22 protein-coding genes are annotated in these 22,141 nt (G+C 65.9%); 16 read left to right on the top strand and 6 right to left on the bottom strand.

Features of this window, described 5'->3' with window-relative positions; all coding sequences use genetic code 11:
- Positions 1–101: 101 nt before the first annotated feature.
- Positions 102–1,010: an oxygenase MpaB family protein gene (locus tag OK015_RS04285; protein WP_268132436.1), complete on the bottom strand. Its 909-nt coding sequence runs from the start codon at positions 1,008–1,010 to the stop codon at positions 102–104.
- An 83-nt stretch (positions 1,011–1,093) separates the two neighbouring features.
- On the opposite strand from OK015_RS04285, the gene OK015_RS04280 reads away from it, so the two are divergent.
- A complete protein-coding gene (locus OK015_RS04280; RefSeq protein ID WP_268129502.1) occupies positions 1,094–1,795 on the top strand; it encodes a TetR/AcrR family transcriptional regulator in 702 nt (233 codons plus the stop codon).
- Here OK015_RS04280 and OK015_RS04275 read toward each other — a convergent pair.
- Both OK015_RS04275 and OK015_RS04270 read right to left on the bottom strand, forming a co-directional pair.
- Positions 1,728–2,276, bottom strand: a complete 549-nt coding sequence (locus OK015_RS04275; protein WP_268129500.1) for a hypothetical protein — start codon at positions 2,274–2,276, stop codon at positions 1,728–1,730. The two genes, OK015_RS04280 and OK015_RS04275, sit on opposite strands and share 68 nt — an antisense overlap.
- 34 nt (positions 2,277–2,310) lie before the next feature.
- Complete coding sequence (locus OK015_RS04270; protein ID WP_268129498.1) at positions 2,311–2,892, bottom strand: VOC family protein; 582 nt, start codon at positions 2,890–2,892, stop codon at positions 2,311–2,313.
- 95 nt (positions 2,893–2,987) lie between these two features.
- On the opposite strand from OK015_RS04270, the gene OK015_RS04265 reads away from it, so the two are divergent.
- Genes OK015_RS04265 through OK015_RS04250 form a run of 4 tightly spaced genes read left to right on the top strand, consistent with a single transcriptional unit; the run spans position 2,988 to position 7,961 of the window.
- Positions 2,988–3,629 carry a TetR/AcrR family transcriptional regulator gene (locus tag OK015_RS04265; RefSeq protein ID WP_268132435.1) on the top strand — a complete coding sequence of 214 codons (642 nt, stop codon included), beginning with the start codon at positions 2,988–2,990 and terminating at the stop codon, positions 3,627–3,629.
- Position 3,630: 1 nt separating this feature from the next.
- Positions 3,631–4,764 carry an alpha/beta hydrolase gene (locus OK015_RS04260; RefSeq protein WP_268129496.1) on the top strand — a complete coding sequence of 378 codons (1,134 nt, stop codon included), beginning with the start codon at positions 3,631–3,633 and terminating at the stop codon, positions 4,762–4,764.
- The gene (locus OK015_RS04255; RefSeq protein WP_268129494.1) at positions 4,740–5,711 is read left to right on the top strand and encodes a 2-hydroxyacid dehydrogenase; all 972 of its coding nucleotides are present in this window, start codon (positions 4,740–4,742) and stop codon (positions 5,709–5,711) included. Before OK015_RS04260 ends, OK015_RS04255 begins: the two co-directional genes overlap by 25 nt.
- A 51-nt stretch (positions 5,712–5,762) precedes the next feature.
- A complete protein-coding gene (locus OK015_RS04250; RefSeq protein WP_268129493.1) occupies positions 5,763–7,961 on the top strand; it encodes an acyl-CoA dehydrogenase in 2,199 nt (732 codons plus the stop codon).
- A gap of 167 nt (positions 7,962–8,128) precedes the next feature.
- On the opposite strand, the gene OK015_RS04245 is transcribed toward OK015_RS04250, so the two are convergent.
- Positions 8,129–8,473: a hypothetical protein gene (locus OK015_RS04245; protein WP_268129491.1), complete on the bottom strand. Its 345-nt coding sequence runs from the start codon at positions 8,471–8,473 to the stop codon at positions 8,129–8,131.
- Between the two features lie 587 nt (positions 8,474–9,060).
- On the opposite strand from OK015_RS04245, the gene OK015_RS04240 reads away from it, so the two are divergent.
- Positions 9,061–9,447: an ATPase gene (locus OK015_RS04240; RefSeq protein ID WP_268129490.1), complete on the top strand. Its 387-nt coding sequence runs from the start codon at positions 9,061–9,063 to the stop codon at positions 9,445–9,447.
- A gap of 17 nt (positions 9,448–9,464) precedes the next feature.
- Here the strand turns inward: OK015_RS04240 and fadD2 are convergent, their stop codons facing one another.
- Positions 9,465–11,144 (bottom strand): long-chain-fatty-acid--CoA ligase FadD2, encoded by a 1,680-nt coding sequence (fadD2, locus tag OK015_RS04235; protein WP_268129489.1) that lies wholly within the window; start codon positions 11,142–11,144, stop codon positions 9,465–9,467.
- Between the two features lie 58 nt (positions 11,145–11,202).
- Between fadD2 and OK015_RS04230 the strand changes: the two genes are divergently transcribed.
- From OK015_RS04230 to OK015_RS04185, 10 genes are all read left to right on the top strand, one after another.
- Complete coding sequence (locus tag OK015_RS04230) at positions 11,203–12,432, top strand: DNA polymerase domain-containing protein (protein WP_268129487.1); 1,230 nt, start codon at positions 11,203–11,205, stop codon at positions 12,430–12,432.
- Between the two features lie 147 nt (positions 12,433–12,579).
- Complete coding sequence (locus OK015_RS04225) at positions 12,580–13,566, top strand: ABC transporter substrate-binding protein (protein ID WP_268129485.1); 987 nt, start codon at positions 12,580–12,582, stop codon at positions 13,564–13,566.
- 102 nt (positions 13,567–13,668) lie between these two features.
- The gene (locus OK015_RS04220; RefSeq protein WP_268129483.1) at positions 13,669–14,331 is read left to right on the top strand and encodes a 5-oxoprolinase subunit B family protein; all 663 of its coding nucleotides are present in this window, start codon (positions 13,669–13,671) and stop codon (positions 14,329–14,331) included.
- 14 nt (positions 14,332–14,345) lie between these two features.
- Positions 14,346–15,263, top strand: coding sequence for a 5-oxoprolinase/urea amidolyase family protein (locus OK015_RS04215; RefSeq protein ID WP_268129482.1), 918 nt, complete (start codon positions 14,346–14,348; stop codon positions 15,261–15,263).
- A 35-nt stretch (positions 15,264–15,298) separates the two neighbouring features.
- Positions 15,299–15,844 (top strand): GNAT family N-acetyltransferase, encoded by a 546-nt coding sequence (locus OK015_RS04210; RefSeq protein ID WP_268129481.1) that lies wholly within the window; start codon positions 15,299–15,301, stop codon positions 15,842–15,844.
- Between the two features lie 250 nt (positions 15,845–16,094).
- Entirely contained in the window at positions 16,095–17,504 is a 1,410-nt protein-coding gene (locus OK015_RS04205; RefSeq protein ID WP_268132433.1) for a nitrate/nitrite transporter, read from the top strand.
- A 446-nt stretch (positions 17,505–17,950) separates the two neighbouring features.
- Positions 17,951–19,348, top strand: coding sequence for a nitrate/nitrite transporter (locus OK015_RS04200; RefSeq protein WP_268129479.1), 1,398 nt, complete (start codon positions 17,951–17,953; stop codon positions 19,346–19,348).
- Positions 19,349–19,425: 77 nt separating this feature from the next.
- Complete coding sequence (locus OK015_RS04195) at positions 19,426–20,571, top strand: uroporphyrinogen-III synthase (RefSeq protein ID WP_268129478.1); 1,146 nt, start codon at positions 19,426–19,428, stop codon at positions 20,569–20,571.
- Positions 20,568–21,266: a sirohydrochlorin chelatase gene (locus tag OK015_RS04190; RefSeq protein ID WP_268129476.1), complete on the top strand. Its 699-nt coding sequence runs from the start codon at positions 20,568–20,570 to the stop codon at positions 21,264–21,266. The genes OK015_RS04195 and OK015_RS04190 overlap by 4 nt, the downstream gene beginning before the upstream one ends.
- Before the next feature lie 62 nt (positions 21,267–21,328).
- Positions 21,329–21,778 carry a TetR/AcrR family transcriptional regulator gene (locus OK015_RS04185; RefSeq protein ID WP_268129475.1) on the top strand — a complete coding sequence of 150 codons (450 nt, stop codon included), beginning with the start codon at positions 21,329–21,331 and terminating at the stop codon, positions 21,776–21,778.
- Here OK015_RS04185 and nirD read toward each other — a convergent pair.
- Positions 21,775–22,131, bottom strand: coding sequence for a nitrite reductase small subunit NirD (gene nirD, locus OK015_RS04180; RefSeq protein WP_268129473.1), 357 nt, complete (start codon positions 22,129–22,131; stop codon positions 21,775–21,777). The genes OK015_RS04185 and nirD overlap by 4 nt on opposite strands.
- Positions 22,132–22,141 lie beyond the last annotated feature (10 nt).

The following is a 22,141-nucleotide window of genomic DNA, read 5'->3' as shown; positions in this document are numbered from 1 at the left end:
TCACCGGCAACTCCTGGGCTGGGAAGGCTAAAGGATTGCCGAGAGCTTACTGAAAATGATTGTCGTTATCAATGCGGATCATGGGTCCGCCGTGCGGCACGCTAGATCAGCGGGCGTCCCGTCCTGATTCGGCGGTCCACATCCCAGAGCAGGATGTTGAACGGGAACTGCCGAATGAAGCGCGGCAACAGCCGGTTCACGGTCCGCAGCACCGCCATCAGCCGGTCGAACCGACGCTGTTTGTTGGCGTCCCAAGGCAATCGCATCTCGTCGCGAAACCGTTGCGGCAGAAACCCGGTAGTGATCAGCAAATTGACGCTGTCCAGCCTGGCCTGCAGCCGGCGCGGCAACGTCACCCCGCGCACCCGGCCCGCGGCGATCGGATACAGGTAGTCCCGGACGGCGTCGTCGATGTGCATCTTGCTCAGCGACTCCTGCCAGTACTGGTCGAAGGCCACCCGGTCTGCCGGCCACATTGCCGGCGGCACCTGCAACGTGGTGGCAAGCGTCATGCCCTCGCGGTAATTGCGTTCGGCGTCTTCGTCATCCAGCTCCCCGTTGAAGATCCGGTAGATGTCGACCCCGCCCTTGTACAAACACGCGCCGACCCAGAGCTGCAGATCGACGTCGAAAGCGTGGTATTGAACCGGACTTTCGGCGGTGGAGTAGACCTGTGCGTGCGCCTTGTTCACCGCGCGCCGGAAAGCGTCCTTCTGCGCATCGCTGCCCGCGGTGGCCACCGCCAGGTAGGTAAAGGTGGTACGCGCCCGTTTGATCGGGTGCAAGTCGACCCGGCCGCTTTCGACGCGACTCTCCATCACTCCATAGCCCACGCCGGGAAGCGCCAGCTGCATGATCACGTTGGCCGGACCGGCCAACAGCGCCACACCCATCAGGCCTTCGTCGACCCCCAAGCCGCGTCCGCGCCGGGCCCGCCACGGACGGGGCGGGTCCGAGACCGGCCGCTCGACATGCGGGACAGGCCGGTGAACCGTTTCGTGAATCGCCATCGGGAAACCCTCTCCGCCGCTCATTCGCCAAATGTGACAACGCCTGTTTCCTGATATTGTCGGGGCAGTGCGGCGGTGTCAAGATGGTGTTCATGGTGCAAACCCCCAGCGAGCGGCCCTACCGCGGCGTCGACGCCGGCCGCCGACTGGCCGATAGGCGCGGGCGGCTGCTGACCGCGGGCCTGGACCTGCTGGGCGCCCAACAGGACACCTCGGCGTTGACGGTCCGGGCGGTCTGCGGCCGAGCCGGCTTAACCCCTCGCTATTTCTACGAAAGTTTCAGCGACAGAGACGGATTCGTGGGCGCGGTCTTCGACTCGGTGGTTGCCGACCTGGCCGCCACCACGTCGGCCGCCGTGGCGGCGGTGCCGACGCACGAACAGGCCCGCGCCGGGATGGCCAACATCGTGCGGACGATCGTCAGTGACCCCCGCGTCGGACGACTGCTTTTCAGCACCCAGCTCGCCGATGCCGTGATCGTGCGCAAACGCGCCGAATCCACCGCACTGTTCGCGATGCTGCTGGGCCAGCATGCCGGCGATGCGCTGCGGATGCCGGCCAACAACGCAATGAAAGCGGGTGCGCACTTCGCGGTGGGCGGCGTCGGACAGATGATCAGCGCTTGGCTGGCCGGCGAGATAAACCTAGAGCCCCAGCAACTCGTCGATCAGCTGGCGACACTGCTCGACGAACTCGCTCATCCGCGGCTGTACGGCGTCACGGGAACAACGGGAGCTGCCAAAGCCGCATCTTCGGATCCAGGAGCCACAAGCGCATCATGGTGAGTCGCAAAATGCGATGCGCTCCCGTGATCATGAAAATCGCCAGCGGCACCTCGATGCCCAGCGCCGTGACCACCGACAACCAGACATCGTTGGGCCCAGCGGTCATCAGGTCGAACCACGCGTCGCAGATCAGCAGCACGCCGGCGGTGAACGCCGCAAACATCAGCACCTGGCGGCGAAAGTAACCGAAAGCCGCTGTCGCCACCATGAAGCTGGCCAACAGGATGTCGAAGCCGATCCAGGTCGCGGGCCAGTTGTGCGCGACGTAGTTGTCCGGCAGCGTCAGGGAGAGATAGATCAGCCAGGGAATCATCGCGATCGAGCCGCCGACCATCAGGCCCAGCCGGATGCGCCGTATCCGCGCGAGCAGCATCGGGTCGATCACCTCGTGCAGAGGAGCCTCCAGTCGCGTGATCAGGTCACGCCGCTGCTCGGGTGTCAGCGCCTCGATCTGCTCATCGGTCAAAATGCCGTCGGTCATCACGACTCCCCCGGATCGGCCACGGTTTCGCCGACTAGGTTACGGCGTGCTCCCGGGGACGCCGGTCGGCCGCCGTCTTGGGAACCGTCTGGGCGTCACCTTCACCGAATTCTTTTACCCAGCAGGCGAATTCAAGTGTGACCCCGTCGGGGTCCTGAAAATAGAACGAGCGCACGTAGACACCGGGGTGCACCGTGGCGGAAACCTGCATCGCGCTCTCGTCGTGGTTGAGTATCGGTCCGACTCGTACGCCCTTGTCCTTGAGCTGTTGCCGGTAGGCGTCGAACTTCTCGGCCGGGACGTGGAAGGCGAGATGGTTCATCGTGCTGACCGCGCTGGTGATGTCCCCGATACCCGGGATGGCGCCTGGCGACGAGACGCCCGGCACCCGGTCGGGTGCGTCGGCGAACCAGAAGAACGCGACACAGTCGCCGTCGCCGGCATCGAAGAAGAAATGCTGCCCTGCCCCACCGGGCAGATCGAGCGACTTGACCAATGGCATGCCGAGGATGTTGGTGTAGAAGTCCACGGTGCGAGCCATGTCGGAGCAGACCAGGGCAACGTGATTGATCCCGCCGAGTTCGAACTCGGTGTTGGTGTTGTTGGGCTTGATCATGTTTCGGCTCCCATCGACCGGCGGGCCTGGCCAGGATGTGAAACTGAATCTAACATCAGATTCAGATTTGCTCCAGGGAGGGACACCAGGTGTCGATCGCGGCGGAATCCGACGGCCCGGGAAACCGCCCGGCCGAGTTCCCGACGTACCGCGGCAGGCGGACGCAGGCGGCGATCGACGCCGCCGCACGAACGGTGATCGCGCGCAAGGGAATTCTGGCAACGACCATTGCTGACATCACCGCCGAAGCCGGCCGTTCGGCGGCATCTTTTTACAACTACTACGACTCCAAAGAGGCGATGGTCCGCCAATGGGCCCTGCGCTTTCGTGACGAGGCCAACGAGCGTGCACGCACGGTGACCGGGCACGGCCTGTCCAACCGGCAGCGCGCCCACGAGGCGGCAGCCGCGCACTGGCACACCTACCGCAACCGGCTCGCCGAGGTGATCAGCGTGTCCCAGCTGGCGATGGTCAACGACGACTTCGCGCAGTACTGGGACGAAATCTGCAATATCCCAATCACTTTCATCGCTGAGACGGTCCGGCGAGCCCAAGACGAGGGGTACTGTTCCGGCGATGACCCGCAGCTGATCGCCGAGGCGATCGTGGCGATGTTCAACCAGTTCTGTTACATCCAGCTCAGCCGGACAACCTCCGAGGAACTAGACGACCAAGCCTGCATCCAGACCCTCGCCAATATCTACTACCGAACGATCTACTCGAAGGAAGGTCGCTGAATTGACGCGCAATAGCGGCAACGCAGGGGTTATCCGCGAGTTCGTCGGCCTGCCGTCGCCCACCGCCGGGCGCGCCGGCGCGGGCGGCCATCCGTGCCAGGGGCTGTACCACCGCGGGGTGGGACGCAAGCCGAAGCTGGCCATGATCGCCACGCACTACCAGATCGACTTCTCCGAGCACTATCTCGCCGATTACCTGGCCATCCGGGGTATCGGGTTTCTCGGCTGGAACACCAGGTTCCGCGGTTTCGAAACCAGCTTCCTGCTCGACCACGCACTGGTCGACATCGGCGTGGGGGTGCGCTGGCTACGCGAGGTCCAAGGCGTGGATACGGTTGTACTGCTGGGCAATTCGGGAGGCGGATCGTTGATGGCCGCCTATCAGTCACAGGCCGTCGACCCGAATGTGACACCGTTGCAGGGCATGCGCCCCGCGGCCGGGCTGACGGAATTGCCGCCAGCCGACGGCTACGTCGCCACTGCCGCGCACCCCGGCCGCCCGGAGGTGTTGACCTCGTGGATGGACGCCTCCGTCGTCGACGAAAACGATCCCGTCGCCACCGCTCCCGAACTCGATCTGTTCAATGAGGCCAACGGCCCGCCGTACCCGCCGGAGTTCCTCGCGAGCTACCGCTCGGCGCAGATCGCGCGTAATCACGCAATCACCGACTGGGCCGAGACGGAGCTCAAACGTGTTCGCGCCGCTGGGTTTTCCGACCGCCCGTTTTCGGTCATGCGAACCTGGGCCGATCCCCGAATGGTCGATCCCAACATCGAGCCCACCACGCGGACGCCCAACCTGTGCTACGCGGGGGTGCCGGCCAAGGCCAACCGCTCCGCACAGGGCATCGCCGCGTCCTGCACACTGCGTAACTGGTTGGGCATGTGGAGCCTGCGGGTGGCGCAAACCCGGGCCGAGCCGCACCTGAGCCGCATCACCTGCCCGGCCCTGGTGATCAATGCCGAGGCCGACACGGGCGTGTTTCCGTCTGACGCCCAACGCATCTACGACGCGCTCCCCGGCACCGACAAGTCGCAGGCCTCGATCGACAGCGACCACTACTTCACCACCCCGGGCGCTCGTAGCGAGCAAGCAGATACCATCGCCAGGTGGATCAGCAAGCGGTGGCGCTGAGAGTTCTCGCCCACTTCGTTCCCGGTGACAAAGTCCTCGATTTCCTTGCTGCCGAAGCACATTGGCTCGACATCCGGTGGTGTGCCGCGGATGACGACGAGGGCTTCTATCGCGAGCTGCCCGAAGCCGACGTGATCTGGCACGTACTACGACCGTTGTCAGGCGAGGACCTGCGGCGCGGACAGCGGCTGCGGCTGGTGCACAAGCTCGGGGCCGGAGTGAACACCATCGACGTGGCTGCCGCGACGGAGTGCGGTGTCGCCGTCGCCAACATGCCCGGTGCCAATGCGCCGTCGGTCGCCGAGGGAACGGTGCTGTTGATGCTCGCCGCGTTGCGCAAGCTGCCGGCGCTGGACCGCGCCACCCGGCAAGGACGTGGCTGGCCGCTCGATCCCGAACTGGGCGAGACGGTCCGCGACATCGGTGGCTGCACCGTCGGCCTGGTGGGCTACGGCAATATCGCCAAGCGGGTCGGTGAAATCGTCGGCGCCATGGGCGCCACCGTCGTGCACACGAGCACACGCGACGACGGACGGCCCGGCTGGCGGTCACTGCCCGAGCTACTGGGCGTTAGCGACATCGTCTCGCTGCACCTACCGTTGACGGCCGAGACCCATCATCTGCTCAACCGGGATGCGATCGCCTTGATGAAACCCAGCGCGGTGCTGGTCAACACGTCGCGCGGTGCCGTCGTCGACGAAGACGCGCTGGTCGGCGCGCTGCGCGGCGGGGGGCTGGCCGCCGCGGGGCTCGACGTTTTCGAGACAGAGCCGGTGGCTTCCGGCAACCCGCTATTCGACCTGGACAACGTCGTGCTGACGCCACACGTCACCTGGTACACCGTCGACACGATGCGGCGCTATCTGATCGAGGCCGTCGCCAACTGCCGCCGCCTGCGCGACGGCGAGCCCCTGGCCGATGTGGTCAACCAACCCACCGGTTATTAGATTGATGAGTGCTTGGCCGAAACGAACCCCGAACACATGGGAAGGCGACCAATGCCGATCGCAATAAACCCTGAGCACCAAGAGCTGGCGGACTCGGTACGAGCCCTGGTCGCGCGCGTCGCGCCGTCGGAGGTGCTGCACGCGGCCATGGAGACTCCGGTCGACAACCCCCCGCCGTACTGGCAAGCGGCCGCCGAGCAAGGCCTGCAGGGTGTTCACCTCTCGGAATTCGTCGGCGGGCAGGGATTCGGCCTCCTCGAGCTGGCCATCGTGCTGGCCGAGTTCGGCTACGGCGCCGTGCCCGGGCCGTTCGTGCCGTCGGCGATCGCCAGTGCGCTGATCGCCTCGCACGACCCGGACGCCAAAGTGCTCGCCGACCTGGCCTCCGGCGCCGCGATCGCGGCCTACGCGCTGGACTCCGGTCTGACCGCCACCCGCAAGGGCGACCTGCTGGTGATCCGCGGCGAGGTTCGCGCGGTTCCCGCCGCGGCGCAGGCTTCGGTGCTGGTGCTCCCGGTGGCGATCGACAGCGGCGACGAGTGGGTGGTGTTGCGCGCCCACCAGCTCGAGATCCAACCGGTGACGAGCCTGGACCCGTTGCGGCCGATCGCACATGTGACCGCGGACGCCGTCGAGGTCGGCGACGATGCCTTGTTGAGCAGCCTGACCATGACGACCGCGTACGCGCTGATGTCCACGCTGCTGTCCGCCGAGGCGATCGGTGTGGCGCGCTGGGCGACCGATACGGCGTCGGAGTACGCCAAGATCCGGGAGCAGTTCGGCAGACCAATCGGCCAGTTCCAGGCCATCAAGCACAAGTGCGCGGAAATGATCGCCGACACCGAGCGAGCGACCGCGGCGGTCTGGGACGCGGCGCGCGCGATCGACGAAGCCGGCCAGCACGATGGGGACATCGTCGCCTCCGGCGTTGAATTCGCGGCCGCCGTGGCCGCGACGCTGGCACCGGCGGCCGCCCAGCGGTGCACCCAGGACTGCATTCAGGTACACGGCGGCATCGGTTACACCTGGGAGCACGACACGAACGTGTACTACCGCCGGGCGCTGATGCTGGCCGCCTGCTTCGGCCGCGGCGCGGACTACCCACAGAAAGTGGTCAACACCGCGACCACCACCGGCATGCGGGCGGTGGACATCGACCTGGATCCCGAGACCGAAAAGCTACGCGACGAGATCCGCGCCGAGGTCGCCGCGCTGAAGGCCATGGACCGGGAGCCGCGCACGGTGGCACTCGCCGAAGGCGGCTGGGTGTTGCCGTATCTGCCCGCGCCGTGGGGCCGGGCGGCCAGCCCGGTCGAGCAGGTCATCATCGCCCAGGAGTTCGCCGCCGGCCGGGTCAGGCGGCCGCAGGTCGGCATCGCGGCGTGGATCATCCCGTCGATCGTCGCGTTCGGAACCGAGGAGCAAAAACAGCGGTTCCTGCCACCGACCTTTCGCGGCGAGATGATCTGGTGCCAGCTGTTCTCCGAGCCGGGAGCCGGATCGGACCTGGCCGGGCTGACGACGAAGGCAACCCGGGCCGACGGCGGCTGGCGCATTACCGGCCAGAAGATCTGGACCACCGCCGCGCAGTACTCGCAGTGGGGCGCGCTGCTGGCGAGAAGTGAGCCCAGCGCTCCAAAACATAATGGCATCACCTACTTCCTGCTGGACATGAAGAGCGAAGGCGTGACGGTCAAGCCGTTGCGTGAGCTCACCGGGAACGCCATGTTCAACACCGTCTACATCGACGACGTGTTCGTGCCCGACGACTGCGTGCTGGGCGAGGTCAACCGCGGCTGGGAGGTCAGCCGCAACACGCTGACCGCGGAGCGGGTGTCGATCGGCAGCAGCGACGCGAATTTCCTGGCGACCCTTCCCCAGTTCGTGGAGTTCGTTCGCGACGGCCAGTTCGATCAGGTCGCGCAACACCGGGCCGGGCAGTTGATCGCCGAAGGACACGCCGCCAAGGTGTTGAACCTGCGTTCGACACTGTTGACGCTGGCCGGCGGCGACGCCATGCCGTCCGCCGCGATCTCCAAGCTGTTGTCGATGCGCACCGGCCAGGGCTACGCCGAATTCGCCGTGTCGTCCTTCGGCACCGATGCCGCGATCGGTGATCCCGATCAACTGCCGGGCAAGTGGGGCGAGTACCTGCTGGCCAGCCGGGCCACCACCATCTACGGCGGCACGTCGGAAGTGCAGCTCAACATCATCGCCGAGCGACTGCTGGGCCTGCCCCGCGACCCGTAAACAAAGTCCATGCCGACCCGGAGCCGGTTCCGGGTCGGCATGGACGTCTGTTGAGGGCGGGGCCACGCCGGCCTGAGATTGTCAGACCGGCGTGGTTTACCCCCCCAAATGCGGGTCGGTCAGCCGATGACTTGGCAGGACCAGGCTGACCGACCTCGCGCTCATGGTCAGAACCACGGGCGCCAGAAATGGCCCCACCCGTGGCCCCAGCCGCCGTGACCCCAACCCCGGCCAAAGCCGCCATGGCCCCAGCCGCTGTGACCCCAACCGTGGCCAAAGCCGCCATGGCCCCAGCCACCGTGACCCCAACCGTGGCCTCCGGGCCGTTCCGGCAGCACGCCGGGGCTCAGCGGTGCGCCGCCGTGCGGCCCGACAGTTTCGAAGCTGGTGGCAGGGGCGGGCGCCGGTGCGGCCTGTGCGGCTGGGATGCCGCCGAACAGCATGGCTCCGGCCACCGCGCCGGCCCCGATCGCGCCAGCGGCGACGCCGCGAATCGATCGCAGTGAATTCATGTGATGAGCTCCTTCCGAGAGTTCCCCGACATCCCGAAACGCTACGCATAAATTTCTGGGCAAACAATAGCAATGGCACTAATTCCGGCTGTGAATTTGGTGTCAGACTAATACTTTACGCTTTTGGCGAATTCCACATTTACGTATTTCATAATTACACCATTCCTGACACGTGCCGATACTGAGTTCAGTAGTCACTGAGCTAGTTATTAGCGCAGCTAGAACCGCATCTACTGACGTACTGAAGTACGGATTCTCGCGTTTCAGTACGTCATTACTTTCGTATTTATGCATCGTTTATACCGGTGATCACGGTAACCGAAAATTGGTGGGTGCAATAGCCGGATCGGGCAACGGGTGTTGTCCATTATCCCCCACACCGTATTTTCTTCAGCTATTCCTCGGAATTTCCGCTGGTGGCGCCCCTACTCGCGGCTGGGGCCGCCGGCGCCGCGCCGTATGCGGCCGGGAACACCCGACCCCGCACGACGCGACCTACGCTGGTGTCAGTGAGACAATCGGTGAGCAACGTGCAACGCAATGCACTGATCTACTGATTGGGATCCATGGGAGGGATGGTCGCCCCAGTGAGCTTCAACCCCGGTCACCTCGGGCCCGGCGCCGGAGCGTTCCGCGCGCAGATGTCCGCGGCGACCCCCTCGGGAGACGGCGCACCCACCGAACGCATCACCGGCTTCCGACAGCCCCGTCCCCAACGGACAGTCACCGAGCCCACGGATTCCCGATCGCGGTCCGCAGGCGAACAGCCAGCACGTATCCAACGGACCCGGCGCACCGTCGACCTCCCGGCCGCCACCCACCGATCGCTCGACATCTGGCAGCGTGAAGCCGCCGACCGCCTGGGCGTGGCACGAGTGACCGGCCAAGAGGTGCTCACCGCGCTGATCGACCAGCTTCTGGCCGATCCCAAACTCGCAGCCCAGATCACCCGGAAGATTCAGGACCGGCGCTAGGCCGGCCCGCCCCGCCGCTAGTCGATCTCCATTTCGCGCAACTCTCGCTTCAGGACCTTGCCGGTCGGGTTGCGCGGCAGCTCCTCGAGGAAGATCACTTCGCGGGGCACCTTGTAGCGGGCCAAGTGGTCGCGCACGTAGTGCTTGATGGTGTCCTCGTCGACGTCGGAGCCTTCCTTTTTCACCACGAAGGCGCGCAGCCGGTGGCCCCACTCCTTGTCTTCGACACCGATCGCGGTAGCCTCCACCACCGCTTCGTGCCCGCTGATCAGGTCCTCGACCTCGGCCGGGAAGACGTTCTCACCGCCGGAGACGATCATCTCGTCGTCGCGGCCGCTGACGTACAGCAGACCGTCTTCGTCGAAATAACCGACGTCGCCGGACGACATCAAGCCGTCGATGATCTGCTTGTGGCCGCCGCCGGTGTAGCCCTCAAACGGGAAGGCATTGCCGACGAAGATGCGTCCGACGTCGCCCTGGGGCAACTCGTTGCCGTTGTCGTCGAGGATCTTGACCTTCACACCCTTGACGACCGGGCCAACCGTCGACGCGTTCTTCTCGAGGTCCTCGGGACGGGCGATCGTCGCGAACGCGATCTCCGTCGAGCCGTACATGTTGTAAATGACCGGACCGATGTCCTTGAGCGCGCGGTTGGCCAGCTCGGCGCCCAACTGTGATCCGGACACGAAGATGATCTTCAAGCTGGACAGGTCGGGCTTCTTGTCCATCTTCTCGAGCGTGTCCAGGAGGCGCGACAGCATCACCGGCACCACGACCATGGCCGTCACCTTGTGCTTCTCGATGTCCTCCAGCACCAGCGGCGGCTTGAATTTGCGCCGCAGCACCAGCGTGGAACCCAGGAACATCGCAATCGTGGCGTGCAGATATCCGAGCGCATGGAACATCGGCGCCGGCAGCGAGGTGACCTCGTTCGCCTTGAACGGCACGTGCGACAGGATGCCGCCGACGGGGGCCAGGGTGGGCGGGGTGCTGCGGTTCGCACCCTTGGGCGTGCCGGTGGTCCCGCTGGTCAGGATGATGATCGACGCGTGCTTGGCAGCCTTGGGAGCGGGCTCCTTGCTGCTGCGCTTGATCAGGTCGGCGAGCGTCTCGTCGGTGCTGCCCGAGTCCTCGTCGCTGTCCGGATTGGTGCCCAGGGCGCGCAGCTTGCCGAGTTCGGGCTCGGCCTTGCTGACCGCCTTGGTGTACTCGTCGTCGTAGATGATCACCTTGGCGCCCTCGCGCTCGGAGACCTCTTTGATCTGCGGTCCGGAGAATTCGCTGTTGAGCAGGATGATGCGGGCGCCGACCCGGGCCGCGCCGTAATTGGCTATGACGAACCAACGATGGTTGCGGGCCAGGATAGCGACGCCGTCGCCGCCCTTGACGCCCTTGTCGATCAGGCCGTTTGCCACCGCGTGGGCGGCCTCATCGAGCTCTCGATAGCTGAATTCGCCGTCTTCGTCGATGAGCGCCGCGCGATCGGGAGTACGCCTGGCGTTGAGCGAGGGCAGCATGCCGAACTCGCCCCACTTCGCGATGTCGGTTGCCATTGCGGCGGTCTTCAGCGGCGACTCCAGCTTGAACGCGCCCGCCTCGAAGATTTTCCGCACGTAGTGCAGTTCGGCCGAGCCGCGTTCGACGTACTGCTGGACCTTGGAAACGGCTTGCCCGGGCAGGCCAGGAAGGTTAGGCATACGCTCACCATATGTGACGCGGGTCGCAACGCGGCCAGAAAATTATCCCGGAATTACGATGAATCTCATGACCGGCCCAGCATCGTTGGAGGTTGCCGGGCACCAGGTCACCATCACCCATCCCGACAAAGTCGTGTTCGAAGCCCGAGGTGACACAGGGCCTTACACCAAGCTCGATCTGGTCCGGTACTACCTGTCGGTCGCCGACGGAGCGTTGCGCGGGGTGGCCGGGCGGCCCATGATCCTGAAGCGCTTCGTCAAGGGGATCGCGGAAGAGGCGGTGTTTCAGAAGCGCGCGCCGACGAAACGCCCGGACTGGGTCGACGTTGCCGAACTGCACTACGCGCGGGGCACGTCCGCCGCGGAAGCCGTCATCCACGACGCCGCCGGGCTGGCGTGGGCGGTCAACCTGGGCTGCGTGGACTTCAACCCGCATCCGGTGCTCGCCGGCGACCTCGATCACCCCGACGAGCTGCGTGTCGACCTGGACCCGATGCCCGGGGTCGACTGGCAACGGATCGTCGACGTCGCCTTGGTGGCCCGCGAGGTGCTCGAGGACTACGGCCTGGTCGCGTGGCCGAAGACGTCCGGATCGCGGGGCTTTCACATCTACGCCCGCATCGCGCCGCGCTGGGAATTCCGGCAGGTCCGGCTGGCCGCCCAAACCGTGGCCCGGGAAGTCGAGCGGCGGGTGCCCGAGGCGGCGACCAGCCGCTGGTGGAAGGAAGAGCGCGAGGGCGTTTTCGTCGACTTCAACCAGAACGCCAAGGACCGCACCGTCGCGTCGGCGTACTCGGTGCGGGCCACTCCGGATGCCCGGGTGTCGACGCCGCTGCATTGGGACGAGGTGGCCGACTGCCGGCCGGAGGCGTTCACAATCGCCACCGTGCCAGATCGGTTCGCCGAGATCGGCGACCCGTGGGCGGGGATGGACGAGGCGGTCGGCGAGCTGGACCGGCTGCTCATGCTGGCCGAGGAGCTGGGTCCCCCGGAGCGGGCGCCGCGGGGTTCGGGAAAGCGTTCCGACGGCCGGCGCCAGTCCTCGATGCCGTTGATCGAGATCGCCCGGACCAAGACCAAGGACGAGGCGATGGCCGCGCTGGACACCTGGCGCGGCCGCCACCCCACGGTGGCCGCGCGTTTGCGGCCCGCCGACGTGCTCGTCGACGGCATGCGCGGGCCGAGTTCGATCTGGTACCGGATCCGGATCAACCTGCAGCACATTCCCGACGACCAGCGCCCGCCGCAGCAGGAGCTGATCGCCGATTACAGCCCTTGGAAACGGTAGGGGCTTCGCCACACCCCGCCGGCTTCCCGGCCCGGCGACGCGGGTACGGGCGAACCGCCCGATGCCGGCGACCGATCGGCCCCCGGGCCGAGCGGCAAAACCGCGCGGCGCTGCAGGTCAGACTCGGCGACGCGATACTCTCACGCGATGCGACAGGGATGGAATCGGCGGGGGTTCTTGCAGCTCGCCGGTGCTGCTGTGGCCGCCGCGACAGCGGGGTGCTCGTCACCCAAACCGGCGCCGAACGCCCCTGGCGCCGAAGGCGTGACGATCACCCACCTTTTCGGTCAGACCGTCATCAAGCAGCCACCCAAGCGTGTGGTCAGTGCGGGCTACACGGAGCAGGACGACCTACTTGCGGTTGGCATCGTGCCGATCGCGGTGACCAACTGGTTCGGTGACCAGCCGTTCGCGGTGTGGCCATGGGCCCAGCCCAAGCTCGGCGGCGCGCAACCCGTGGTGTTGAACCTGGACAACGGAATTCCCGTCGACCAGATCGCCGGCCTGAAGCCCGATTTGATCGTGGCCGTCAATGCCGGCGTCGATGCCGACACCTATCAGAAGCTGTCCGCGATCGCCCCGACCGTCGCGCAATCCGACGGCGACGCCTTCTTCGAGCCGTGGAAAGACCAGGCCACCACGATCGGCCAAGCGGTGTTCCGGGCCGACCAGATGAAGTCGCTGATCGACGCCGTCGACAAGCAGTTCGTCGCGGTGTCGCAGAACCATCCGCAGTGGCAAGCCAAGAAGGCATTGCTGATGCAGGGCAGCCTGTTCCAGGGCACGGTGGTCGCCGCCGCGGCGGGCTGGCGAACCGATTTCCTGAACCAGATGGGCCTGGTGATCGCCGACAGCCTCAAGCCTTTCGTCAACGGACACCGCGCCGTCATCCCCCGCGATCACATCAAAACGGTGCTCGATTCCGCCGACGTGGTGATCTGGACGACCGAGAGTCCCGACCAGCAAAAGTCCCTGCTGGCCGACCCCGAGATAGCGGGATCGCAGGCGACCGCGCAGAACCGCCATGTCTTCACCACCAAGGACCAGGCCGGTGCCATCGCATTCTCGTCGGTACTGAGCTACCCGGTGGTCGCCGACCAGCTACCCCCGCTGATCGGCAAGATCCTCGGATAAGACCCCGTCTCTTTGAGCGTTCGCTAAGGCACCTCTGGCAGTGCTCGAAAATCTGGCGCCGCCCCCTCCCGCCTGCCCCGATTCCGAGGTTACCGTCGAGTAATGAGCGTTACTGATCTCCCTGCGGACCTGCCGACCGAACTGGTCGGCAATGTCGTTCTCGACTACGGCGACCAGGCCCTGCTGGTGCAATGTGGCAGCACCGCAGAGGTATTGGCATGGGCGGACGCACTGCGCGCGGCCGCGTTGCCCGGTGTGCTCGACATCGTTCCCGCCGCCCGCACGGTGCTGGTCAAGCTCGACGGCCCGCGATATCAGGGCGTCATCCGTCAGCGACTACGCAAACTGCGGGTCACCGCCGAGCGGGTCGCCCCGGCGCAGCGCACCGCCGACGTGGTGATCGACGTCGTTTACGACGGTCCAGACCTCGCCGAGGTCGCCGGCCACACCGGGCTGACCACAGCACAGGTCATCAACGCTCACACTTCCACCTTGTGGCGAGTCGGATTCAGCGGATTCGCACCAGGTTTCGCGTACCTGGTCGACGGCGACCCCCGCCTGCGGGTGCCCCGCCGCGCCGAGCCACGCACCGCGGTACCCGCCGGGTCGGTGGCGCTTGCGGGTGAGTTCAGTGCGGTGTACCCGCGCAAATCCCCCGGCGGCTGGCAGCTCATCGGTCGCACCGAGGCGGTCCTGTGGGACCTGGTGCGACCGGATCCGGCGCTGCTGACGCAGGGCATGTGGGTTCAATTCCGGGCCGCGTAACCAAGGAGCAAGCCGTGACAAACCCAGTTGTCAGCCTGGAAATCCTGCGCACCGGACCACTGGCCGTCGTCCAGGATCTCGGCCGGATCGGGCAGGCTCACCTCGGTGTCGGCCGGTCCGGCGCCGCCGACCGCCGCTCGCACAAACTCGCCAACCGGCTGGTCGCCAATCCCGACGACCGCGCCACCGTCGAGGTGACCTTCGGCGGTTTCGCGGCCCGGGTGCACGGCGGCGACGTCGATATTGCGGTGACGGGCGCCGATACCGACCCGTCGGTCAACGGAATCAAGTTCGGCACCAACAGCATTCACCATGTCCGCGACGGCCAAGTGATTTCGCTGGGCACCCCGAGAGCCGGCCTACGCACCTACCTGGCGGTGCGCGGGGGCATTTCCGTGGAGCCGGTGCTGGGCTCGCGAAGCTACGACGTGATGTCGGCGATAGGCCCGGCACCGCTGGCCACCGGAGACCAGCTGCCGGTCGGTGCGCACACCGACGAGTACCCCGAACTCGACCAGGCTCCCGTGGCGGCCGTCAGCGGCGACACGGTCGAGCTGTTGGTGGTACCCGGACCACGCGACGACTGGTTCGTCGATCCCGACGTCCTGGTCCACACCGACTGGGTGTCCTCCGACCGCAGCGACCGGGTCGGAATGCGGTTGACCGGCCGCCCGCTGCAGTACCGCTTCCCCGATCGGCAGCTGCCCAGCGAGGGCGCCACCCGAGGGGCGATTCAGGTGCCGCCCAACGGGTTACCGGTGATCCTGGGGCCCGACCATCCGATTACCGGCGGCTACCCAGTCGTCGGTGTGGTGATCGACGAGGACATCGACAAGGTCGCCCAGGTGCGGGCGGGCCAGCGAGTGCGCCTGCACTGGGCGCGGCCACGGTCTCTGGTGGGGGGCCAATCGCACAGCTCTCCGTTCTCGTGATGCGGGCCCGGCAACCAGACTGGTAGACAGGGGGTGTGCTTCTCCAGGTCCACACCGCACGCCTGGTTCACACTGCCGATCTCGACGGCGATGCCCGCCAGCGCATCCACCAGATGGTCACCGAGGCCTTCGCCGGCGATTTCACCGAGAGCGACTGGGAGCATGCCCTGGGCGGCATGCACGCCCTGATCTGCCATCACGGCGCGATCATCGCGCACGCCGCGGTGGTCCAGCGGCGCTTGTTCTACGAGGGCAACGCGCTGCGCTGTGGCTACGTCGAAGGAGTCGCGGTGCGGGAGGACCATCGCGGGCAGGGGCTGGTGCACGCCTTGCTGGACGGAGTCGAGCAGGTGATGCGTGGCGCCTATCAGCTGGGGGCGTTGAGTTCCTCGAACCGGGCCCGCAGTCTGTATGCCGCCCGCGGCTGGGTGCCCTGGCAAGGTCGGACGTCGGTGCTCAGCCCGACCGGCCCAACGCACACGCCCGACAACGACGGAGCGATATTCGTCTTCCCGGTCATGATCGGCTTGGACACTTCCGCGGAGCTGATGTGCGATTGGCGCGAGGGTGACGTTTGGTAGCCGGTGTGCTCGAAATCTCGCCGATATCAGCGTGATTCATCACAAGCCAGTCCGCTACAGTGTGAGTCGTAGTTGCGCTCGACGTCGTTGTTGTGGTGCTCGCCACATCGATTGACCGCCCTCACACCGCCCACTTTCGGTGGGTGAGCGGAATTTCACGCCCGGGTCATTGCGGGCAGCGGAGGGGCAACAAAGCATTCCTAGCGTTGTCGCCAAGAGCGATCACGATTGGAGCCCCATGAAACTCTCGCTGGGCCGTTCGCATGTCCTTTCGGACTGGGACCCCGAAGACACCGCGGCCTGGGAGGCCGGCAACGACAAGATCGCCCGTCGCAATCTGATCTGGTCGGTGGCCGCCGAACACATCGGCTTCTCGATCTGGTCGATCTGGTCGGTGATGGTGTTGTTCATGCCCGCGTCGGTGTACGGCTTTTCCGCCGGGGACAAATTCCTGCTCGGCGCCACCGCAACGCTGGTAGGTGCGTGCCTGCGCTTTCCCTACACGTTTGCCACCGCGAAGTTCGGCGGCCGCAACTGGACCGTGTTCTCCGCGCTGGTGCTGTTGATCCCGACCGTGGGCACCATGCTGCTGCTGGCTCACCCCGGCCTTCCGCTGTGGCCGTACCTGGTGTGCGCCGCGCTGGCCGGCCTGGGTGGCGGCAACTTCGCGTCGTCGATGACGAACATCAACGCGTTCTACCCGCAACGTCTCAAGGGTTGGGCGCTGGCGGTCAACGCGGGTGGCGGCAACCTCGGTGTACCGGTGGTGCAGCTGGTCGGCCTGCTGGTCATCGCGGCCGCCGGAAACCGGGAGCCCTATTGGGTGTGCGCGATTTACCTTGTGCTGCTGGCGATCGCGGGTATCGGCGCCGCGCTCTACATGGACAACCTGCAGCACTACCGCATCGATACGAACACCATGAGGGCGGTGCTGTCCGAGCCGCACACCTGGGTCATCGCGCTGCTGTACATCGGCACCTTCGGCTCCTTCATCGGTTTCTCCTTCGCGTTCGGCCAGGTGCTGCAGATGAACTTCATCGCCAGCGGCGAGAACACGGCACAGGCCTCGCTGCATGCCGCACAGATCGCTTTCCTGGGGCCACTTTTGGGATCGATGTCGCGGGTGTACGGCGGAAAGCTGGCGGACCGCATCGGTGGCGGCAGGGTCACCCTCGCCGTCTTCTGTTCGATGATCCTGGCTGCTGGAATCTTGGTCAGTGCAAGCACTTTCGGCAGCCATGGCGCCGGCCGGACTCCCGCGGCAACGATGGTCGGTTACGTGATCGGCTTCGTCGCGCTGTTCATCCTGTCCGGTATCGGCAATGGGTCGGTGTACAAGATGATTCCGTCGATCTTCGAGGCGCGTAGCCACTCGCAGCAGATGGGCGAGACGGAGCGCCGGCAGTGGTCGCGTTCGATGTCTGGCGCACTGATCGGACTCGCCGGGGCGATCGGCGCCCTCGGTGGCGTCGGCGTCAATCTGGCACTGCGGCAGTCGTATCTGCACAGCGGTACCGCGACGTCGGCGTTCTGGGCGTTCACATTGTGCTACGTGGCCGCCGCGGTGCTGACCTGGGCGGTGTACGTCCGCCGCCCGCTTGAGGTCACCGCGCCGACCACGGAGGAGGCGTCATCGGGGACTCGGCTGGCCCCCGTATAGACGCCGGATACGTGCGATACCGATTCGGTGGAAAGCGAAATGTATTCCACCTCACCTCGAATTCCACGGGCGCGCCGGAAGGGTCAAGTATTGGCCATCTTTGTGTGTACCTATTGTCGGCAACTTCACAACTGAGCTGCGGCTATTCCTGCCTGGACAGCTCCTCAGCGAGCTACCAGATAACTGGGATTCAACTTACAGGCGATATAAGTCGAAATGGGTTGACGCAGTTCGGTTCCGAATGTGAGCATCAGAACTACGGCAGGGCATTCCTCTTGCTCCGGGGCGCCCCAAGGGCATTGACGGCCAGACTCACCACAGTTGACGCATGGCTCGAGGCCGTCGGTGTGCGGTTCAGCTGGGCGGCTCGACGAGAGGGCTTACCTATGGATGCTTCTCGCTCTTCTCGAGTCGCTCAGACGGTTTCGGTTAAGGGGACAAGTGGCATGAGCCGCAACCACCGCATCACGGAATGGAACCCGGAAGACACCGCGGCGTGGGAGGCCGGCAACAACAAGATCGCCCGCCGCAATCTGCTGTGCACGGTGGCGGGCGACCACGTCGCGTTTTCGATCTGGACCCTCTGGTCGGTGATGGCGCTGTTCATGCCGATGTCGGTGTACGGCTTTACCGCGAGCGACAAGCTGCTGCTGGGCGCCGTTGCCGCCCTCGTCGGTGGGTGCGCGCGCATCTTCTACACCTTGGGCATCGCCAAGTTCGGTGGCCGCAACTGGACCACGTTCTCGGCGTTCGTGCTGCTGATCCCGACCGTCGGCACCATCGTGCTGCTGGCCAACCCCGGGCTGCCGCTGTGGCCCTACGTGGTGTGCGCGGGGCTGACCGGACTGGGCGGCGGCAACTATGCGGCATCACTAGCCAACGTCAACGCGTTCTATCCGCAGCGACTCAAGGGGACCGCGCTGGCGATCAACGCCGGTGTCGGCAATCTCGGTGTCGCAGTGATCCAACTGATCGGCCTGCTGGTGCTGGCCACTGCGGGACATCAGGCGCCGTACTGGGTATGCGCGATCTACCTGGTGTTGCTCGCAGCAGTCGGCATCGCCGCGGTGCTGTTCATGGACAACCTCGACCACGGCGTCGAGTTCAACCACATGCGGTCGATCCTGTTCGACCGCGACACCTGGGTGATCTCGCTGCTCTACATCTGCACCTTCGGCTCCTGGATCGGGTTTTCCTTCGCCTTCGGCCAGGTGCTGGAGGTCAACTTTGGGGCCAATGGCGAAAGCGCGGCGCACGCGTCGCTGCACGCGGCCGAAATCGCATTTGTCGGGCCGCTATTGGGTTCACTGGCGCGGATCTACGGGGGTGGGCTGGCAGACCGCCGCAGCGGAAGCCGCGTCACCCTGGGCGTCCTTGGCGGCATGATCGTGGGGGCCGGGCTGCTGGTGGGGATCAGCACGATCGACGAGCGGAGCGGAAGCACGACGTCGACCACGGTCGTCGGGTACGTCATCGGGTTCATGGTGCTGTTCGTGTTGTCGGGAATGGGCAACGGCTCGGTGTTCAGACTGATCCCGTCGGTCTTCGAGGCGCGCAGTCGCTCGCTGGATTTGAGCGAGGCGGAGCGTCGGCTTTGGTCGCGCGCCAAGGCGGGATCGCTGATCGGCATCTGCTCGGCGGTCGGCGCGCTCGGCGGCGTCGGAATCAACTTGGCGCTGCGCGAGTCCTACTTGCGCAGCGGCACCGAGACGTCGGCCTACTGGCTGTTCCTGACTTCCTACGTTGTCGCCGCGATCCTGACGTGGAAGATATACGTACGTCGCCCGGAATCGGCGTCGGACGTGGCGAATTCGGTGCTCACAGCGGAACCGGCTCGGGTGTGATGATGTCCGCAACATGGGCAATGCGTCAGCAATCGTCAGGTAACGGCGCGGAAACGTCACGGGCATACACAGGTCGTATGGACCAGCCCGAGTCCCCGCCGCTCACCGGCTACCGGATAGCGGTGACGTCGGCGCGCCGCTCCGAGGAGCTGTGCGCGTTGCTGAGCCGACAGGGCGCCGAAGTTTCCAGCGCCGCTGCGATCAACATGATCGCGCTACCCGAAGACGATGAGCTGCAAAGCAATACCGAAGCCGTGATCGCGCAACCGCCGGACATCCTGGTCGCCCACACCGGCATCGGATTTCGCGGCTGGGTGGCCGCGGCCGAGGGGTGGGGCCTGTCCAACCAGCTCATCGCGTCGCTGTCCAAGGCGCGGGTCCTGGCCCGTGGGCCGAAAGCGACCGGGGCGTTGCGCGCGGCCGGCCTGAAAGAGGAGTGGTCTCCGAAATCCGAGTCCTCCCAAGAGCTTCTTAGATATCTGCTCGATTCGGATCTGGCCGGCGCACGCATCGCCATCCAACTGCACGGCGCCGCCGACGCCTGGGACCCGTTCCCGGAATTCATCGGGGGGCTAAGCGCCGCGGGTGCCGACGTGGTGCCCATCCGGGTGTATCGGTGGAAGTCCACCGCCATAGGCGGCCACTTCGATCAACTGGTCACCGGAATCGCGCGACGGCAATTTGACGCGGTCAGCTTCACCTCGGCGCCTGCCGCCGCGGCGGTCCTGGAACGCAGCCGCGACTTGAACATCGAGAACCAGGTGGTCGAGGCGATGCGCACCGATGTACACGCCATGTGCGTCGGCCCGGTGACGGCCCAGCCGTTGCACCGCAAGGGAATTCCGACATCGACGCCCGAGCGGATGCGGCTGGGCGCGTTGGCCCGCCATATCGCCCAAGAACTCCCGCTGCTCGGATCGTGCACGGTGAAGGCCGGGGGTCACGTAATCGAGATCCGCGGAAACTGCGTGCTGGTCGACGGGTCGATCCAATCGCTGTCCGGATCCGGGATGGCGGTGTTGCGCACGCTGGCCCAGCGTCCCGGCGACGTCGTCGCCCGCAGTGATTTATTACGGGTACTGCCCGGCAACAGCAGCGACCCCCACGCCGTCGATACGGCTGTGCTGCGACTCCGAACAGCCTTGGGCGACAAGAGTATTGTCGCAACAGTCGTCAAGCGTGGTTACCGGCTCGCGATGGACGAACCGGCGGCAGTGCCATGAGCCTGATTCTTGCCGCGCACGGCACCCGCCGACCGGGTGGCGTCGCGATGGTCGGTGACCTGGCGGCGCAGGTAAGCAGGCAACTCGGCCGCACGGTGCGGGTTGCCTTCGTCGACGTGCTGGGACCCACACCCGGCGAAGTGCTTTCCGCCGTCGGCGGCCACCGAGCCGTTGTGGTGCCCGCGTTCTTGTCCCGCGGCTACCACGTCCGCACCGATGTCCCCGCCCACGTCGCGGCCAGCGGCCATCCCCACGTACTCGTCACCCCGGCTTTGGGTCCGGGTGGGGACATCGCCCGGATCGTCGCCGATCAGTTGACGAAATCTGGTTGGCGCCCTGGTGATTCGGTGATCCTCGGAGCAGCGGGAACGTCGGATCCCATCGCGCGCGCGGACCTGCATACCACCGCGACGCTGTTGTCAGCGCTAACCGGATCACGAGTCAGCTTGGGTTTTGCGGCCATTGGCGATCCGCATATCACCGAGGCCGTGGAGATGGCGAGGGCTGACGGTGCGGGCCGAGTCGCGATCGCCTCCTACCTGCTCGCCGACGGCCTGTTTCAGGAGAAACTCCAGAGCTGCGGCGCTGACCTGGTCAGCCGGCCGCTGGGGACTCATCCGCGGCTGGCGCGCTTGATCGCGAGTCGATTCCGCAGAGCAGCATCGGCGGCGCCCCGGCACCCGGCGCGATGCTAACGGCCGGACGCGCCGACGCGGCAATGCTTGATCTTTGATCACCCACGAGTGATCCTGGCACCATGCCCCGTAGCGAAGAGCCATCGCGTGGGCTTCTCGACCCTGTCGCGAAGATGCTGCGGTTACCCTTCGGCACACCGGAATTCATCGACCGGATCATCACCGGAGGGGTCAACCAGGTAGGGCGCCGAACGCTGTACATGCTGATTACCACGTGGGATGCCGCCGGCGGTGGCCCGTTCGCGGCCAGTGCGGTTGCCTCCACCGGGATGGCCAAGACCGCCGAGGTGGTGCAAAGCATGTTCATCGGACCGGTTTTCGGTCCGCTGCTGAAGATGCTGGGCGCCGATAAGGCGGCCGTGCGGGCGTCGTTATGCGCCTCGCAGCTGGTCGGCCTCGGCATCATGCGCTACGGCGTGCGCTCCGAGCCGCTGCACTCGATGTCGGTGGACGCGCTCGTCGATGCCATCGGGCCGACGATGCAGCGGTACCTGGTCGGCGATATCGGCTAGGCAGCCGATCGCGCGATCTGGACTTCCCCCGCTTCGGTAACGCGCACCTGGTAGACCGGCACCGACACCCGCGGATCATCCAGGCAGCAACCGTCGTCGAGCGCGAAAGCCTGCTTGAGGATGGGTGATTGGACGGTCGCGCGACCGCCGCGGTCGCCGACGATCCCGCGCGAGATCACCGCCGCGCCGGAGAACGGGTCGACGTTGCCGAGCGCGTGCACCGACCCGTCATCCAGACGGAACAGCGCCGCCTGGGAACCGTCATCGAGCAACACGCCGACACCGCGACCCGGGATGAGGTGGTCGTAGGTGCACGCGGTGGTCCAGATCTGAACGTCGTTGAGAGTTGTCACGCTGCCTCCT

It is taken from the genome of Mycobacterium sp. Aquia_216, assembly GCF_026723865.1.
GTDB lineage: Bacteria > Actinomycetota > Actinomycetes > Mycobacteriales > Mycobacteriaceae > Mycobacterium.
This window is presented reverse-complemented; position numbering and strand designations above follow the sequence as displayed.

Excerpts from the sequence above, each read along its gene's own strand:
- OK015_RS04285 (WP_268132436.1), bottom strand. The coding sequence starts at position 1,010 with ATGGCGATTCACGAAACGGTTCACCGGCCTGTCCCGCATGTCGAGCGG.
- OK015_RS04280 (WP_268129502.1), top strand. The coding sequence starts at position 1,094 with ATGGTGTTCATGGTGCAAACCCCCAGCGAGCGGCCCTACCGCGGCGTC.
- OK015_RS04275 (WP_268129500.1), bottom strand. The coding sequence starts at position 2,276 with ATGACCGACGGCATTTTGACCGATGAGCAGATCGAGGCGCTGACACCC.
- OK015_RS04270 (WP_268129498.1), bottom strand. The coding sequence starts at position 2,892 with ATGATCAAGCCCAACAACACCAACACCGAGTTCGAACTCGGCGGGATC.
- OK015_RS04250 (WP_268129493.1), top strand. The coding sequence starts at position 5,763 with ATGCCGATCGCAATAAACCCTGAGCACCAAGAGCTGGCGGACTCGGTA.
- OK015_RS04245 (WP_268129491.1), bottom strand. The coding sequence starts at position 8,473 with ATGAATTCACTGCGATCGATTCGCGGCGTCGCCGCTGGCGCGATCGGG.
- fadD2 (WP_268129489.1), bottom strand. The coding sequence starts at position 11,144 with ATGCCTAACCTTCCTGGCCTGCCCGGGCAAGCCGTTTCCAAGGTCCAG.
- OK015_RS04230 (WP_268129487.1), top strand. The coding sequence starts at position 11,203 with ATGAATCTCATGACCGGCCCAGCATCGTTGGAGGTTGCCGGGCACCAG.
- OK015_RS04225 (WP_268129485.1), top strand. The coding sequence starts at position 12,580 with ATGCGACAGGGATGGAATCGGCGGGGGTTCTTGCAGCTCGCCGGTGCT.
- OK015_RS04220 (WP_268129483.1), top strand. The coding sequence starts at position 13,669 with ATGAGCGTTACTGATCTCCCTGCGGACCTGCCGACCGAACTGGTCGGC.
- OK015_RS04200 (WP_268129479.1), top strand. The coding sequence starts at position 17,951 with ATGAGCCGCAACCACCGCATCACGGAATGGAACCCGGAAGACACCGCG.
- OK015_RS04195 (WP_268129478.1), top strand. The coding sequence starts at position 19,426 with ATGGACCAGCCCGAGTCCCCGCCGCTCACCGGCTACCGGATAGCGGTG.
- OK015_RS04190 (WP_268129476.1), top strand. The coding sequence starts at position 20,568 with ATGAGCCTGATTCTTGCCGCGCACGGCACCCGCCGACCGGGTGGCGTC.
- OK015_RS04185 (WP_268129475.1), top strand. The coding sequence starts at position 21,329 with ATGCCCCGTAGCGAAGAGCCATCGCGTGGGCTTCTCGACCCTGTCGCG.